Origin of the sequence: Acaryochloris thomasi RCC1774, assembly GCF_003231495.1 — a bacterium.
Taxonomy (GTDB): Bacteria; Cyanobacteriota; Cyanobacteriia; order Thermosynechococcales; family Thermosynechococcaceae; genus RCC1774.
Window position 1 is genome coordinate 84450 of record NZ_PQWO01000006.1, and the last position, 17346, is coordinate 101795.

At 51.2% G+C, this 17346-nt stretch carries 11 protein-coding genes; 8 read left to right on the forward strand and 3 right to left on the reverse strand.

All coding sequences use genetic code 11. The features are described from left to right. Window positions 1-24 precede the first annotated feature (24 nt). From C1752_RS11495 to C1752_RS11505, 3 genes are read left to right on the forward strand one after another with little or no spacing between them, the layout of a single operon-like run. Window positions 25-4140: a PAS domain S-box protein gene (locus tag C1752_RS11495; protein ID WP_158535073.1), complete on the forward strand. Its 4116-nt coding sequence runs from the start codon at window positions 25-27 to the stop codon at window positions 4138-4140. Next, a complete protein-coding gene (locus tag C1752_RS11500; protein WP_110986211.1) occupies window positions 4137-5795 on the forward strand; it encodes a hybrid sensor histidine kinase/response regulator in 1659 nt (552 codons plus the stop codon). Before C1752_RS11495 ends, C1752_RS11500 begins: the two co-directional genes overlap by 4 nt. Before the next feature lie 34 nt (window positions 5796-5829). Then, on the forward strand, window positions 5830-7119 hold the full coding sequence (locus tag C1752_RS11505; protein WP_110986212.1) for a glycosyltransferase: 1290 nt from the start codon (window positions 5830-5832) through the stop codon (window positions 7117-7119). Between the two features lie 7 nt (window positions 7120-7126). On the opposite strand, the gene C1752_RS11510 is transcribed toward C1752_RS11505, so the two are convergent. Together C1752_RS11510 and C1752_RS11515 are read right to left on the reverse strand one after the other, a co-directional pair. Continuing rightward, complete coding sequence (locus C1752_RS11510) at window positions 7127-8995, reverse strand: M48 family metallopeptidase (protein WP_110986213.1); 1869 nt, start codon at window positions 8993-8995, stop codon at window positions 7127-7129. A gap of 6 nt (window positions 8996-9001) precedes the next feature. Next, the gene (locus C1752_RS11515) at window positions 9002-9589 is read right to left on the reverse strand and encodes a LemA family protein (protein WP_110986214.1); all 588 of its coding nucleotides are present in this window, start codon (window positions 9587-9589) and stop codon (window positions 9002-9004) included. A 377-nt stretch (window positions 9590-9966) separates the two neighbouring features. On the opposite strand from C1752_RS11515, the gene C1752_RS11520 reads away from it, so the two are divergent. Then, window positions 9967-11568, forward strand: coding sequence for a hypothetical protein (locus tag C1752_RS11520; RefSeq protein ID WP_158535074.1), 1602 nt, complete (start codon window positions 9967-9969; stop codon window positions 11566-11568). 108 nt (window positions 11569-11676) lie between these two features. Next, window positions 11677-12369 (forward strand): Uma2 family endonuclease, encoded by a 693-nt coding sequence (locus C1752_RS11525; protein ID WP_110986216.1) that lies wholly within the window; start codon window positions 11677-11679, stop codon window positions 12367-12369. 266 nt (window positions 12370-12635) lie between these two features. On the opposite strand, the gene C1752_RS11530 is transcribed toward C1752_RS11525, so the two are convergent. After that, window positions 12636-12977 carry a hypothetical protein gene (locus tag C1752_RS11530; RefSeq protein ID WP_110986217.1) on the reverse strand — a complete coding sequence of 114 codons (342 nt, stop codon included), beginning with the start codon at window positions 12975-12977 and terminating at the stop codon, window positions 12636-12638. A gap of 139 nt (window positions 12978-13116) precedes the next feature. On the opposite strand from C1752_RS11530, the gene C1752_RS11535 reads away from it, so the two are divergent. The 3 genes from C1752_RS11535 to C1752_RS11545 are packed head-to-tail and all read left to right on the forward strand — an operon-like array spanning window position 13117 to window position 17147. Next, on the forward strand, window positions 13117-14454 hold the full coding sequence (locus C1752_RS11535; protein ID WP_110986218.1) for an SWIM zinc finger family protein: 1338 nt from the start codon (window positions 13117-13119) through the stop codon (window positions 14452-14454). Continuing rightward, on the forward strand, window positions 14451-16022 hold the full coding sequence (locus C1752_RS11540; protein ID WP_110986219.1) for a DUF5691 domain-containing protein: 1572 nt from the start codon (window positions 14451-14453) through the stop codon (window positions 16020-16022). Before C1752_RS11535 ends, C1752_RS11540 begins: the two co-directional genes overlap by 4 nt. 18 nt (window positions 16023-16040) lie before the next feature. Further along, complete coding sequence (locus tag C1752_RS11545; protein WP_110986220.1) at window positions 16041-17147, forward strand: ATP-binding protein; 1107 nt, start codon at window positions 16041-16043, stop codon at window positions 17145-17147. Window positions 17148-17346: the final 199 nt, after the last annotated feature.

The following is a 17346-nucleotide window of genomic DNA, read 5'->3' on the forward strand; positions in this document are numbered from 1 at the left end:
CTGATGCGCAACCTTCAGCTTCTAATGCCCCAAGTGTTTAGAAAATCTCCCCTATCTCCCCTACGGCGGATTCTGATTTTGGGTTTTGTGCTGCCCCTTGTGGGGACCGTGGGCTTAGTGGAGTATCTGGCCTGGAAGGATGGGGAGCAGGCCGTCGAGCAGCTTGTTGGACAGCTTCAGCAGCGCGTGGGCGATCGCATCGAAGAACGCCTGCAGCACTATACCGAAGCCCCGGTCCAGGTGACGGAGATTTTAGATCGCGCCCTGAAGCGAGGTGACCTAGATATTAATCAACTACAGGATTGGGGACCATACCTCTTCGATCAAGGGCAAATTTTTCAGTCGCTCCCCTTTCTTTACTTTGGCAATCAAGCTGGGGACTTTGTCATGCTAACCCAGGCTCCAAGGAGCAGCGATCAGGTGACATGGAGGGAGGGCAAACGACCAACCACCTTAAAATACCTTGGCGACCCTCTCCGTCAGACTATCCAGGAGGAACCAACGACTCCGTTCGATCCGAGGACACGCCCTTGGTATAAACTTGCGGCAGCCGGTAAAGCGCAGTGGACCGATGTCTATGAATTTGTAAATCCCCCCGATACGCTAGGGAGCGGCTTTGTCCGTCCCTACTTCAGTGCGGATGGCAAAACGCTGTTGGGGGTGATGGGGGCAGACGTGACGCTAATTGATATCAATCGTTTTCTAACGAATTTGACAGTGAGTGAGTCAGGAGAAGCATTTGTTCTGGATCGAGAGGGGACGCTCATCGGGAGTACGGCGAAGGAGGCTCCCCTTAGCGGTAAGAACCAGCCGCGACGGATCAATGAGACTCGAAATCCGTTAATTCAAGCGACAGGGCAATACCTGCAGCAGCAGTTCAGTGACTTTGGCCAGGTCACGAAAACCCAGTCCCTGAGCTTCAGCAAAGGGGGCAAACGCCAGCTGGTCCAGATTCGACCCTTCAGTGATGACTTTGGACTGGACTGGCTGGTGGTGGTGGTGGTGCCCGAGTCAGACTTTACCGGATCCATTCGGGACAACGCTCGGATGACACTCTTGCTGTCACTGGGGATTCTGGGACTGGTGATTGCGTTAGCAGTGGTCTTAGCTCAAAAAATCAGCACGGCGATGTCGAGACTGAGTCAAGCCAGCCAAGAGATTGCCCTGGGCAATCTGAAGCAGATGATTTCAGGCTCCAGTATCAAAGAGCTGGATGTAATGGCTCAGACTTTTAACCACATGAGTCAAGAACTGCAGCAGTCTTACGCTCAGCTTGAGGACTATTCACGCTCTTTAGAAACCAAGGTGCAGGAGCGAACTCAGGAGCTAGAGCAGGAGGTTTGCGATCGCAAGCTCAGCGAACAGCGGTTTAGAACCCTCGTTGCCAATATCCCAGGTGCCGTCTATCGGTGCAGGCTAGACGAGAACTGGACGATGTTGTTCATCAGTGCCGCGATTGTTGATATCAGCGGTTACCCGGCTTCAGACTTTATTCAAAATCAACCCAGAGCCTTTGGTGACATCATTGTGCCGGAGGACTTGGAGCGAGTTGCAGCCTCGATTGAGCAAGCACTCCAGGATCGCCAGCCCTATGTTTTGCAATACCGCATCCGGCATGCCGATGGTGAGATCCATTGGGTTTATGAAAAAGGGCAGGGGGTGTTCGCCCCTGATAGCGATCGGGTTCTTTGTTTAGATGGTGCCATCTTCGATATCACTTCTCAGAAGCAGGCTGAAGCGGACCTGATCCGCTCAGAGCAGAAGTACCGAACCCTGAATGACGCGACTCAAGATGCCGTTATGCTGCTAGATGGGCAGTCGTTTCTTGACTGCAATCCGGCCACGCTCAGAATTTTTGGTTGCCGCAGCACAGAGGATTTTTGTGGCAAAGGTCCGGTTGATTTTTCTCCCCCTTATCAACCTGACGGTCGCTCATCACAGCAGGGCGCACAGGAAACAATTGCCGCTGCTCTGCAGTCAGGTACTCATAACTTTGAATGGCTCCACCAGCGGCAAGATGGGACACAATTCCCCGCAGATGTCTGGCTGACCTCAATGGAGATTGAGGGCAAAAAAGTCGTTCAGGCTGTTGTTAGAGATATTAGCGATCGCAAACGGGCTGAAGAGGCCATGCAACATAGTGCCGCGATCGATAGTTTGCTCAGTGAAATCTCCCAAACGCTATTAGATCAAGACCTTGATACCGCGATTGGGTTTGCGCTGCAGCAGGTGGGTGAGTTTGTGGGTTGCGATCGCAGCTGCATCTATGCCTTCTCTGACTCACATCAACTTAGCATTACCCACGAATGGTGTGCCGACGGCGTCCCCTCACTCTCGGCACAACGTCAAAGTTTGAATGCGGATGCCTACCCTTGGTTTGCTGACCACTTACTCAAAGGCAAAACACTTCAGGTCAAGGATGTCGCCAATCTCCCACCCGAAGCCGCGTCAGAAAAAGTAGAGCTTGAGCATCAGTTGATTCAGGCTTTACTCAATGTACCGATGGTTCATGCCGATCAGGTCGTTGGTTCTATCAGCTTAGAAACGATAAAAATCATCAAAAACTGGCAAGACACCGACATCAATCTGCTCAATCGAGTCGGTGAGATGATCGCCCTCTCTCAAGCGAGACATGCAGCAGAAGTGGCGCTGCAGCAGGCCAAAGAAATCGCAGAAATGGCCAATAAAACCAAGAGCGAATTTCTCGCCAACATGAGCCACGAGCTGCGCTCTCCCCTCAACTCCATTTTGGGCTTTTCTCAACTGATGACCCGCAGCAATACCCTGTCATCAGAACATCAGGACAACGTGGGCATCATTAGCCGCAGCGGCGAACATTTGCTCGATCTGATTAACGATGTGCTTGATATGTCTAAGATCGAAGCCGGTCGCACGACTCTCAATCTCGTTGATTTTGATCTTCACGTCCTGCTTGACGACCTTCAGGCAATGTTCTTACTCCGGGCAGAAGAGAAGCAGCTCCAGTTTGAGTGTGACCGTTCCCCCGACCTCCCCCAATATATTCATGCCGATCAGGGTAAGCTGCGCCAGATACTCATCAATTTGTTGAGTAATGCGATCAAATTCACTCAAGTCGGACGCATTACACTGCGAACGCATGCAGAGCAGGCAAACCATCTACAAGAGAACCTGACCCTCCACTTTGAAGTGGAAGATACAGGGCTGGGGATTGCGGTTGATGAGCTAAAGCAAGTTTTTGAACCCTTTGTTCAATCACAATCCGGTCAAGATATTCAGGAGGGAACGGGATTAGGCTTACCCATCAGCCGTGAATTTGTCCGGTTAATGGGGGGAGAGATGCTGCTCAACAGTCGATGTGCTCCAGCGTTGGAAAGTCACAATCAGGCCGCTGTGCCAGAAGATGCTCAATTCGAACATGGCACGATCGCAACCTTCCATATTCAAGCCAGGGCTGCGGCTGCGGTTCAGAGCATTCGCCCCGATCGACGGATCCTGGCTCTGGCCGCTGGACAACCTAGCTATCGCATCCTGGTGGTGGATGATAAAGCCGACAACCGTAGACTGCTGGTGAAGCTGTTGGAACCGCTGGGATTTGAGCTGCGGGAAGCAAGCAACGGTCAGGTTGCCGTCCAGCTTGGCCACGTCTGGCAGCCCCACCTGATCTGGATGGATATGCGGATGCCCATGATGGATGGTCTGGAAGCGACCCGACGCATTCGAGTAGACGTGACATCCGATGCACCTCCCCCCAAAATTATTGTGCTCTCAGCCAGCAACTTGCCAGAAGATCAGGCCGCAGCCTACGCCGCTGGATGCGATGACTTTATTCAAAAGCCTTTTCATGAGGCCCAGGTTCTTGAAGCGATGGGCCAGCATATTGGGGTGCGCTATATATATGATGACGAAATCTACGACGATGGGCCATCACTTGACACTCCTGACGGTCAATTGAACGGTTCCTTAGCCCAGCTATCGCCGCAGCTTTTGGCGGAATTAGAAGCTGCAACGCTTCGTCTGCAGTGGGATCAGCTCCTAGCGCTGATTGGCAATATTCATGAGCAAGACAAGGCGCTCGCCGACCGACTCACCCGAACCGTCCATAACTTCCAATACACACAGATTTTGCAGGCGATTCAAGCCGTGAAGGAGGAGCAATGACGGTTCCTGTGCCTACCGCAGATATTCTGGTGGTTGATGATACTCCGGCCAATCTGCGGCTGCTGATGAAGCTCCTCACCGATCAGGGGTATGGTGTTCGCCCTGTTGCCGAGGGGGCTTTGGCCTTGACCGCAGCCCAGCTTGTCCCCCCTGATTTGATTTTGCTTGATATCAAAATGCCGGGGATGGATGGCTATGAAGTCTGCAGACAGCTCAAGGCCGACGCGCGCACCCGCGAGGTACCCGTCATTTTTCTCACGGTGTTGGATGAAGCCGTCGATATTGTCAAAGGGTTTGCCCTGGGTGGGGTCGATTACATTACGAAACCTGTGAGAGCGGGGGAGCTAATGGCTCGGATTAATAGTCAAGTGCAGTTGCGATTTCTCCAAAAGCAGCTTGCAGAAAAAAATCAAGTGCAGGAGTATCTCCTAGAGCAGTATGAGACCACGGCCCTAGCCTTAAAGGAATCAGAGGAGAAATTCTCTAAAGCATTTGAAAGAAGCCCTGTTCCACTGTCTTTGGCCGCTCTCCCCGCAGGACATTTTCTAGATGTGAATCAGGAATTCGTCATACAAACGGGTTATTCTCGACAAGAAATTTTAGGTCACACCGTTTTAGAACTCGACTTTTGGGTTGATTTATCTGAGCGCTCCCAACTCTTGGAGCGGTTGCAGATTCAAGGATCTGTTCATGATTTTGAAACTCGCCTACGTGCCAAATCCGGTGAGATCAGAGACGTTCTCATGTCTGTGGAGATTATCAATCTCAATAATAATCCCCATTTTTTGGCTGCGGTGAAAGATGTCACAGAGCGGAATGTGGCCGAAAGAAGGCTGGCGGCACGGACAAAAGAACTGTCTCAAGCTCTGGAAACGCTGAAAGATGCCCAAAATCAGCTTGTTGAATCTGCAAAAATGGCGGCTTTGGGGAATTTAGTTGCAGGGGTTGCCCATGAAATCAATACGCCAGTGGGAACCGCAATCATGATGGCTTCAACTTTGGAGAATGCAACCCGGATGATCGCAAAGGACACCGCTCAGGGACGGCTTACTCAGTCTGCTTTTCACGACTATTTGGAGGTCGCAACAGACGCCAGCCAGCTCATTCTAGATAACCTCAAGCGAGCCGGAGACCTGGTACAGAGCTTCAAGCAAGTGGCCGTTGATCAAACAAGCCTGAGAGAGCGCACGTTCAAGGTGAAACCCTACCTGCAGGAAGTGATTAGCAATCTACATCCTCAGTTGAAACAGACGCCTCATTCCGTCACGATTGCAGGGGATGCAACACTTACGCTCCACAGCCATCCAGGGGCCTTGTCTCAGATCATTACAAACTTAGTGGTGAATTCTATCGACCACGGATTCTGCGACAATCGCGCTGGGCAAATTCACATTGACATACAGCAGCGAGACGCTCAGTGTTTGCTCACCTACAGCGACAATGGTATAGGTATTCAGCCAGAGAATCTGGAACGAATTTTTGAACCCTTTTTTACGACCACTCATCACAAAGGCGGCAGTGGTTTGGGGCTTCATCTGGTCTACAACTTAGTGACGCAAAGTCTTCAGGGCTTGATCACGGTTACGAGTACTGTGGGAAGCGGTACGACTTTCACGATTACGATGCCCCAAAAGTTGAAGGATAAAAAGCAGTAGTTTCTGTCTTCCACGGTGACTTCCAAATACTTCTATGAAAATTGCCCTCATTAGTTCAGGATTTTTACCGGTTGTTGATGGTGTATCTGTTGCGATCGCAAACCGTCTACAGCAGCTCAGTCGCCAAGGTCATTCTGTCTTATTACTGGTTCCCGATTACGCGGCTCTGGGGCAGACTTATCCCGATTGGCAAACCCACGTGGGTTCAATTCTGCCCAATGTGAAAGTGGTGCCTTTAGAAAGTAATCCGGCCCTGGGCCTCGCCTTTGAGCGAGATGTCAAACCCAAAGCCTATCGAACTGTGCTCGCTGAGCTGGGGGCTTTTGCACCTGACATCATCCATGTCGATGAACCCGAAAGGCTCTCTTTTTGCTTGCTTAAAAAGCCAGGAATTGCCTATGCACGCCAGCACAATATTCCCTGTGTGGGCTTTTTTCATACCCACTATATTGACTACATCGATGACTATGTAACCTGCCCTAAGATTTTTACTGCAGGTATCCAAGCACTCTTCAAAGTTCTGTTCGCTTGGATATATAACAGCTATGATGCCACTCTGGTTGCCAGCCCTACAACCTACCAAGCCGTCTGCCGGATGGGGATTCGCAATGCGGTGCAGGATGATTTTTTAGGGTTCGATGCTCCTAGCTTTTGGGCCGTTCAACGTCAGCCTCATTTTTTTGAGCAAACCTATGGGCTCAAGAATCTTGAAAACACCGTCAGGCTGGTATTCGTGGGTCGCCTCACACCGGATAAAGGCTGGGGCTTTACCTGCCACGCCGCTCGACAGCTAATCAAGGCAGTGAATCCTGCTGATGTTTCCCTAATCATTGTCGGCGACGGTCCACTTAGAGAATCTCTTGAACAGGATTTAGGCTCACTTTTCACTCACGTTCATCTTCTGGGGCGCATTCCACCCCAGCAGATGCCTGCACTACTGGCGAATAGCGATATCCACGTGACTGCCTCAGCGAAAGAAACGACGGGGTTAACGGTTCTAGAGGCGAGTGCATCTGGAATCCCGATACTGGCACCCCGAGCAGGCGGCGTTGTTGACTATATCTACGATGGTCAAACAGGTTTCTTGTTCAATCCACAGGACCCAGAAGACTTTGTGCAAAAGCTTCGGTTTCTGATTGAGAATATGACTGTTCGGCAGGCGATGGGAGCCGCTGGCAAAGATCATGTCATCCCATACAGTTGGGAGCAGGCCGTCGAGAGATTATTGATATTTTGGCAAACAAAAATTTCTGAGCGTACACGAGAGAAGTTCCAGACCACTCTGCATTCGCCCCCCCAGCCCCCTGAGTCTGGAGGGAGTTAGCGATACGCTAGCGAATGGCGGCGTTTAAGAAGGGTGGAATAGGGCAGCCGAGGGCAATCACAGTCCCTCGCAGTAGCTCTGCTTCTTCTACGGTGACGGTTCCGTCTAGCATCACGGTATAGGAACAGGCATCCACTAAGGCTTTTTTCAGTTGTGGTGTGGTGTGGGCTAGCCGCTTGAGGCTTTCAATAAATTGCCTAAAGTTGTTGGGCTTGAGCTGATCAGGGATAGTGTGCTGATTGGCACCGGGGAGTCGGAACAAACCACAGCGGAGGGCATAGGTACAGGTATCGGGAATGTCATGACCGGCGCTGGCTAGGTGGGAAAGCACGGTGACGCTATCTGCCCAAATTTGATCGAGGGTGGTGTAGAGAACGGACGAATCGGGAGCTGCACCGAAGTGAGGCTGGAGTCGTCGCTCTAAAATGATCTGCAGGACGCTCTCTGATAAAGAAAGATGACCGTCGGCCTGCGTGAGCTGCTGGACCTGTTGGCAAAATTTTGTCCACTCTGAGTTTGTGCTGCGGCGAAGGGCTGGGATCGTGAGTTCAATTAGGGGCAGGTGGGTTCTGGGATCTAGAGTTGCGATCGCATCCCCATACTCAGTCACAGCTTTCACCACATCTGCAGGCTCAGTTTGTCGTAGTCCCTGGAGCTGCTGCTCACGCACCGCACTGTCTTCATCTAGCAGCAGGGCATAAACAATAGCCGCTGAGAGATGCTGGTACTTCACAGCTTTCTTGAGGTTGCGGGGGAGTTTTTCTAAGAGCGATTGAGTATAGGCCAAATGCTCTGGCGCTGCCGTCCCGACCTGCTCTACCACCTGCTCTGGTGCCATCTTGATTGCAGGCTGCCCCTGCTGAAAGCCCATAACTGCCTCTGAAGCGACTGCTGCCTGGGTAGAAGATGGAGCTGATCTGCGACGGGATGGCGTCTCGACCGCTATCCCTAATCGTTGAATGCGAATGTCTAGAGGAGGATGCGTTGCCAACATCTCAGACAGCGAGACACGACCCACAGAGTTACTAAAGAACATATGGCTCGCAGCTTCCGCCTGAGGCGACCTTAATCGAGAGGTAGAGTCACTGATTTTGAGCAGAGCATTACCAATTCCCTGGGGATCTCGGGTGAACTGGACGGCAGAAGCATCTGCTAAGAATTCGCGCTGACGGGAAACCGCACTCTTAATCAAGCGGCCCATCAGTAGCCCAATGCTGCCCACTGCCATCAGCGCGAATCCCAACATTCCACCTGCATTTTTAGAATGGCTGGAGTAACTTTCGGCTCGTAGCAGCACCCGACCACTCAGATAGATGATCAGAATGCCATGCAGAATGCCCATGAGCCTGATATTTAGACGCATGTCTCCATTGAGAATATGGCTAAACTCATGGGCAATGACGCCCTGTAGCTCATCTCGGGAGAGTTCGTCTACGCAACCCCGCGTCACGCCAATTACAGCATCATTGACGGTTTTGCCTGCCGCAAAGGCATTGATACCCCGCTCTCTGTGCAAAAGATAGACCGACGGTACTGATATACCCGATGCGATCGCCATCTCTTCAACGACGTGCAGTAACTTTTGCTCGCCGGGGTCAGTCGTACGCGGTAGAACCAAGACGCCTCCCAAACCCTCAGCGACAACCTGACCACCCTGCCGTAGCTCCAAAGTCTTCTTAAGACTGCCAAAGCCAATCATCCCGATCACCCCGCAGGAGACAATGCTAAGAACGAGTGGTGACCATAGCGCTAGCTTAAATATGGCAATAATCGCCAGGTAAAGAGCCGCAATCATCGCTAATATCGCAAAGATATACAGCACCAATAGCCGCTGGGTAATGCGGCGAGCCTGGTCTTGGTTCTCGAAGAAATTCATGGGGGCTTAGAACGAAATTTGAGGTGCGTTCTGCATTTCTGGCGTAGCGATATCTAGCAGCTGAGCCGCCTGAAAGTTAAAGGTGTTCGCAATCAGACTACTTGGGAACACTTCGCGCTGTGTGTTGTAGAGTGTCACGCCGTCATTAAAAGCCTGTCGCGCGAAGGAAATGCGATTTTCCGTCGAGCGTAACTCCTCTGAGAGTTCAGACATCGATTTCTCCGCCTTTAGATCAGGGTAGGCTTCTGAAAGGGCAAAGAGCTTGCCTAGCGTACCGCCTAACGCCGCCTCTGCAGCCCCTAGCTGCGCCATTGCCTGCGGATCACCGGGTGCCTGAGCCGCCTGACGACTCGCGCTCATGGCTGAATTGCGGGCCTGAATGACAGCCTCTAGCGTCTCCCGCTCATGCTTCATGTATCCCTTAACCGTTTCCACGAGGTTAGGAATTAGGTCATAGCGACGTCTAAGCTGGACATCAATTTGGGCATAGGCGTTTTGGTAGCGATTCCGCAGTGTCACCAAACGGTTGTAAGCGTTGATCACAATCATGATCAACACTGCCGCAAAAACAACAAGAATAATCAGAATACCCATAGCAAGGATTAAAAACCGGACAAATTGAGGACATCTACTGCTATATAGTTCCCGCATTCTGTCTTCAAATCACTTTTGAATCCAGTCTTCTTTGGCTAATAGGGAAAGAGAAGAGGCAGAAATAACATCAAAGTCTCTGTCTAAAAAGCTCAGGCGTTTGTTCTACTAAATTCTATGAATTTCCACTTGTCATATTCCCCGAGTCCCTAATTTTGCCCCTACTTTGACGGGGTGATTGGACTGACATGCTGGGTGAGCGTGATTAAGCTTGGAAATGAGACAAGTAAGAGTCTTGCGTGCACAGGCAAGTTGACCAAGACACCTACAAAGCCAGCTTTGGTCTATCGTCTCTAACCCGACTGTTGGAGAAAGAACCCATGAAACCCAACCTTGTAAGAACAACCGCACTCATTATCGGATTTGGAGTCATTAGCGCCATTTCCCCAGCTAAAGCTAGTCTTTCTCCTCAAAGTCTTGAAAACCAAGAGGAAAAAGCTTCGCTAGTGGTGGCACAGGCCACTAAAAAGCTTTCACCTGAACAGAAGAAGCGAAGAGCAGAGAAGCTCCGACGGCAGCGTCAAAAGAAGGCCAATGCACGCAAGCAGCAATCTCGGCAAAGACGACAACAGAATGCGAGTCAACGCCAGTCCAAGCGCCAAGCAGCGCAAAACCGTAGACAGCAACAAAATGCTGCAGAACGTCAGCGGAAGCTAAAGGCAATTCAAAAGCGACGACAGCAGCAAAATGTAGCTGAACGCCAGCAAAAGTTAAAGGCGATTCAAAAAAAGAAAGCCATAGAGCTGCAAAAAAAACAGAAGCAAAACGCGATTGAGCGTCAGCGGAAGCTAAAGGCGGTCCAGAAGCGGCGGCAGCAGCAAAATGCAGCTCAACGCCAGCAAAAGTTAAAGGCGGCTCAAAGACAGAAGACTATAGAGCTGCAAAAAAAGCAGAAGCAAAACGCGATTGAGCGTCAGCGGAAGCTAAAGGCGGCTCAAAAGCGTCGGCAGCAGCAAAATGTAGCTGAACGCCAGCGAAAGCTAAAGGCGATTCAAAAAAAGAAGGCCATAGAGCTGCAAAAAAAGCAGAAGCAAAACGCGATTGAGCGTCAGCAGAAGTTAAAGGCGGTCCAGAAGAAACAGCCGCTTAATACCGTTAAACGCCGACCCAAGCGCAAAGGTATTAAGGTGCAGCAGGCACGCCAACGGAAGCTACAGACAATCAAGAAAAACAACAAAAATCGGAAGCAGCTTCAGCCTGAGCGTGCATATAAACAACGGGCGATTCAAAAGCAACACCAGGATGCTCTTTGGAAGCAGCAGCGAAAGCATAAGGCCCACAGGCATTACAAGCGCTTGCAGGCCCAACGACGGAAGCAGCTTGCGTATCGCAAATATAAGCAAGACCATTATGATCGCCAGCTTACTCAGCAGCGATTAGCGTGGCAGCGAAAGCGTAGGCGCTATCACCAGAGATGGCTAAAACAACAGAGACGAATTGAACAGGAACGTCGGCTAGATCGCATTGAAGCTCGACAGCGTAGAATCTACCGCAACTACGTCAGCAACTATAATCGCGATTATTGGAGGGACGCCACTTGGCGCAACCGTGACTACTGGGGCAATCGCGATTACTGGAGAGAGTCGGGCTATTGGCACGAGCGCGACTACTGGCGGCAGCGTGGATATGTTTGGGACGATGTGTTGGCGAGACTCCTGCCTCGGTTAGTGGTTGGGTTGGTACAGGGAAACGTCAGCTCTGGTAACTCTCCCTATCAATCAGCTGGCACTCTGTACAATCAGGGACCAGATATTCTCTCTTACAACGATTTGAGTCAGGCTTCTTGTGAACCGGGCAATGTTGTTATCTTGTTGCCCAATCAGCAGGTCATGTGTGCTTATCCCACAGATTCCTATGTGCCTGGAACCTATCAAACAGCCGATTCTGACCTAGGCTTGATTCCTGCTGATGTTGAATATTAATTAGCATCAGCGCGATATTAAGAACGGGGGCTGCGATCAGCGAAAGATATTCTTAGAAGGTGATCTGACTTTTCTGAATATCTAACCATGCTAGGGTGTGGACAACGCATGGGGATCAATTCGCAATGGTGTCGCAACCCCCAATACTTATATTCGAGTGAGGTGGACTCTCCCGTGAGTGATGGGCAACTGATGGCCGATAGCACCCTCCAGTTTCGCTGGATTGTCACGCTCAAGGAAAATTTAGAGATTCTGTTCGCCCAGCAATCTGACGTCTTTATTGCCGGAGATCTTTTATGGTATCCCGTAGAAGGCGATCATGAGCGTTGCCAAGCGCCAGATACGATGGTGGTTTTTGGTCGGCCCAAGGGTGAGCGCCGCGCTTATGAACAATGGGAAGAAATGGATATGCCGCCTCAGGTGGTGTTTGAGATTTATTCCTACAGCAATACTGTCAAAGAGATGACTCGTAAGCTCTTGTTCTATCAAGAGTTTGGGGTAGAAGAGTATTACGTGTACGACCCAGAGAAAAATGAACTCATGGGTGCAATTCGCAAAGAAAATACTTTGACAGAAATCGTACAGATGCAGGGCTGGACCAGTCCTCGTTTAGGGATTCATTTTGAGATTACACCAGAGGCATTGGAAGTCTATACACCCAACGGAGAGAGATTCCTGACGCCCGTTGAGTTGGCCAGTCAGCGGGACCAAGAACGTCAGCGGGCTGATCAAGAGCATGATCGAGCGGAACGTTTAGCTAAGCGTCTGCAGGAAATGGGCGTAGATCCAAGCTCAATCTGAGATCGGTCTCGCTTAAACGTGGCTCAACTATCTCTGTATATAGAGAGCAGGGCTGGCGTCAGAGGTGCGCACCAAAATATTTAAAGAGCTATTGTGGGGCTTAAAATGAGAGTCTTGTGCGTGGCTAGGCGACGTTACGTTCGCTGTCCTGAGTGTTGATCGATACCGAGTGCCTGCTTCAGTGCCTCATCAGTTTTATTCTCCCAGTCTGGATCCGAGATTTTGATTGTTACTTCGGGCGATCGGGTTCTAATCGGTTCATCTTGCTAGCTGGTGTAGTGTTCTGCTAGTTGTATCCAGAAACAGAATGATTGATCACCTGAGCTATCATGGCTTGCCACTTCTGACTCGATTTGCGTTCGCAGATCCTTGTTTGCTACGGACCATGCATCAATTAGAACCATTCCATTTGATTCGTAGGTTTTACCTACCACGATTGTTCCATCGCTGTGGAGTTTGACTACGGCCTCAATGACAGCATTGATACTGTCTGACTCGATTCGAGCTGGGTTCTGTAATCTCGCGATCTGTACCATCCAGCCAAAATAGAGAATGTCATCTTCCATTTGACTTTTGATTTCATCGATGAGTTGTTGATCAATGTTCATGAATACTTCGATCTTTCAACATCAAGCCAGATAATGTCTAAATTAGGCGATGCCACACAACTCGCTATGCATTGATGTGTAGTCGTTCTATAACCCTCAAGGCATACTGGTTGTAAGTTAGCTCATTAATTTTGCCTTAATGCCGATCACCTGGACAACTGAACAAGTCCTTGCGCTTTCTCCAGATGCAAACTCGACCAAAAACGGTAAGAGTCTTGCTAATCTCAGCAAATGGCAAACCCTTGGCTGCACTGACAATGTCACCTGGGGCGAATGCAAAGGCAGCGGCAAGAAGCCCTACCGTACCCAAATTGACCTGACAGAACCCGCCTTCCGCTGTAGCTGCCCGAGTCGAAAGTTCCCTTGCAAACACGCCTTGGCTCTCTTTCTGTTACTGGCAGGACAAGTGGACTCCTTTACAGAGCATAGTCCCCCCGACTGGGTGCAAGAGTGGTTAGGGAAAAGATCTCAAACCACCCAAAAGAAACAAGAAAAACAAACTGCTACTCTTACCGACCCCGCTGCCCGAGCCAAGCGAGCGGAAAAGCGAGAAGCAAAGATCCAGGCGGGACTCGTTGATCTTGATCTGTGGTTGCGAGACCTAATTCGTCAAGGGCTCGCAACCGCTCAGAGTCAGCCCTACAGTTTTTGGGATCAGCCTGCAGCCCGAATGGTAGATGCCCAAGCCCCAGCGCTTGCCCGCCGCCTGCGAGAGATGGCAAGCCTGCCCCACGGCAGTACCAGTTGGCCCAGTCGATTGTTGGCGGAACTCGGTCAACTACATCTCTTGATTCAGGGCTATCAGCGGCAAGAGACTTTGCCCGAGGTTGTTGTGGAAGAGTTGCGATCGCAACTCGGCTGGACTCAAAAACAAGAGGAGCTGCTAGCGACTGCAAAACAACCCAAATCAGGCATTGAAACTGTTCGCGATACCTGGTCAGTCCTGGGGCTACGAACCTTTGAAGAAGATAACTTGAGGGTGCAGCGAGTTTGGCTACAGGGGAGTCAGGGGCGATCTGCCTTAATCCTCAGCTTTGCCTATGGCTCCAATCCCATAGATGTCAGCTTGATTCCAGGTACGGCGCTAAAGGCCGATCTGGTTTTTTATCCGGGACTGTATCCTTTACGAGCGCTGGTACAAAATCGCGGTGAAGCAAAATCCTTTTCGACGGGGCACGGTGCTACCGTTGCCGACGCGATGACGGCCTACGGCAGTGCGATGGCTCAAAACCCTTGGTTGCTAGAGTTCCCGTTGCTGTTGCAAGATGTTGTCCCTTGTCTCCAGGACTCTGAATTATATCTACGAGATCTCGATGGGCATCAGCTTTCCGTGAGCTCGTCCTTCACCAAACAATGGGAAATGCTCGCCTTCAGTGGTGGACATCCCCTTACGCTCATGGGGGAGTGGAATGGACAAACGTTATTTCCTTTGAGCGTGTGGGCTGAAGATCGCTTTATGGCATTGGGGGCGCAATGACTGGACCCTGGGAAACGTTAGTGGCCACGGCTTTGATGGGAACCGATCGCCCAACCCCTGACCTGTCTGGTTTTGACGGGGCATTGGGGCAGTTTTTGGAAAAGCTCGATGCCAGTGATGCTGAAGGTTTGATGCTGAGTATGGGAGGTGCGATCGCAACCTATACCCAAGCCGGTATTCAAGCCGCCAAGCACAGTGGGCCGATACCAGAACCCTGTGGCCCAGAAGTCTTACCGCGCTGTAGCAGCCTCAGTCGCCAGCACCTACAGCAAATCCTCAACGGTCCTCGTCAGCGAATCTTGCCCGAATTTCTGGCGTATTTGCACACAGCAGGACAGCGCATTCCAGAAGAGCATCTGCCATCACTGCTGAATCTTGGACGCCAGCAGTCTCATCTTCGAGATGCGATTCAATCGGTGATCGGCAAGCGGGGACGTTGGCTGGCGGCTCATAACCCAGACTGGCGCTACGTCAGTGAAGAGGTTGCCGTCGCAGATCTAGAAACCCTGCAAGAAAGTTGGGACACCGGCACCCTTGCTACTCGACTCACGGTTCTCCGCACGTTGAGAGAAACGTCACCTATCCAAGGACAAACCCTTTTAGAATTATCCTGGAAGCAGGAGAAAGCCAAGGATCGCACTGAATTCCTGAAGCTGTTCTTCACGGGTCTTAGCCCAGAAGATGAGCCATTTTTAGAAGCTGCTCTCGACGATCGCAGTAAAGACGTGCGGACTGTCGCCGCCGCCTTACTCACTCGTCTACCCGATTCTCAGCTTTGCCAAAGGATGATCGAGCGCATCAAACCGCTCATCGATATTCAATCATCTGCCGAAGATCTAACGCTAAAAATCAAACTCCCTGAAGATCCTGACCCTGCAGCGATTCGGGACGGCATTGTTGCCACTAAAATGTACCGATTGGGGCAGCGAGCCAGCCTTTTGATGCAGCTTATCGGCGCAGTGCCGCTCCAGTTCTGGTCAGATCAAGCCCCTGTGGAGCAATTGATTCAGGCGGCGGGTCAACACAAATGGCAGGCTGGATTACTCAAGGGATGGGAGATTGCAGCCCAACGGCAGAACAATGCTCAATGGGGCCAATCGCTCATTCATCACGCTCTCACTCAGGAGACCACCGTAGAGCAAGACTTGACCGATCTGTTAGCCATCCTGCCGATCTCAGAACGGGAAGCCTTGATGGTGCAGTGGCTCAATCAGCTTTGGTCTTCGGCCAAGCGCGAAGTTTGGCGAACAACCGTCGCTACGATTGCTCGGTCTGACCACTCTCCCACACTGGGCTTTAGTCGCTTCCTGTTTGCTGGCTTACAGGCTGATTTTATTGAGATGCAGTCATCATCTCAGGCGAAGGATTATCCTTATCAGTTGCGTGCCTACATTAGCGATCTGGCCTACTACCTTGACCCGCAGGTGGTCACTGAGTCTGACCTGCTGAAGGCGGCTCTGGAAGCTGACGATATCCATGCCTACCGCCGGGAGATTATCGATGACTGGCTAGAGATCATTAACTTCCGCTTTGCCGTTCAACAAGCCTTTGCCCATCCTGATTCTTGACCGGAGACTAAATCCACGATGCCCGCCAAAACCAAAAAGCAAGCCACCGATGCGGTTTTACGCCAACATGCTGAACAGCAGTTTGCCCATGAACTTGAAGAGCTAGCGAAGGCCGATACGCGCCAGCGACCGCCAAACTGGAAGCTTTCCCCCTGGGCGGTGGCAACTTATCTGCTGGGCGGAACCTTAGAGAATGGGTTTGAGGTGAGTCCGAAATACATTGGTAATCGGAGGCTGATGGAGATTGCGATCGCAACTCTAACCACCGACCGCGCCCTTCTTTTGTACGGCGTCCCCGGCACCGCTAAATCCTGGGTCTCTGAGCACTTAGCGGCAGCGATAACAGGCGACTCCACACTGTTAATTCAAGGCACCGCAGGCACCAGCGAAGAAGCAATCCGCTACGGCTGGAACTATGCTCAACTGCTTGCCAAAGGCCCATCGCCTGCCGCCGTGGTTCCCAGCCCCTTGATGAACGCAATGGAGCTAGGCAAGATCGCCAGGGTCGAAGAGCTGACCCGCATCCCTGCCGAAGTGCAGGACACGCTGATTACTGTTCTGTCGGAGAAGGCCCTCCCCATCCCTGAACTAGGCACCGAAGTCCAAGGGAATCAGGGCTTCAATGTAATCGCCACCGCCAACAACCGCGACAAAGGCGTCAATGATTTATCCAGCGCCCTCAAGCGTCGCTTTAACACCGTTATCTTGCCCGTTCCCGGCACCGCCGCCGAAGAAGTCAATATCGTTCAGCAGCGAGTGGCATCGCTGGGGAAAGCTCTTGATTTACCGCCAGAAGCTCCAGCATTAGAAGAAATTCGGCGGGTGGTCACGATCTTCAGAGAACTACGGAACGGTGCCACCGAAGACGGTAAGACGAAGCTTAAGTCTCCCAGCAGCACCCTCAGCCCCGCAGAGGCCATTTCAGTGGTCAATAGTGGTGTGGCTCTGGCGGTCCACTTTGGCGATGGCGCATTGCAGGCCAGCGATATGATGGCCGGTTTGGTTGGTGCCGTAGTCAAAGACCCGGTGCAGGACCAAGTGGTCTGGAAAGAGTACCTTGAAACCGTCGTCAAAGAACGAGAAGGCTGGAAAGATCTGTACCGAGCCAGTCGTGAAGTGCTGTGATGGCGGACGGGCTTCATGAAGCCAAGATCAAATCTCCAATGCTAGGTTCATTTTCGCCTCAGGCAGGACCTTTATTCTAAAAACACTGAGGTTAGAGAAGTTGCACATCTTCAGTGTTTGAAAGGCTCACAACTGATTCATTGCTCTTGGTGTGCATGTTGTCTGTCCCTGCTATTTGTTTAACAGATAGATATTGAGT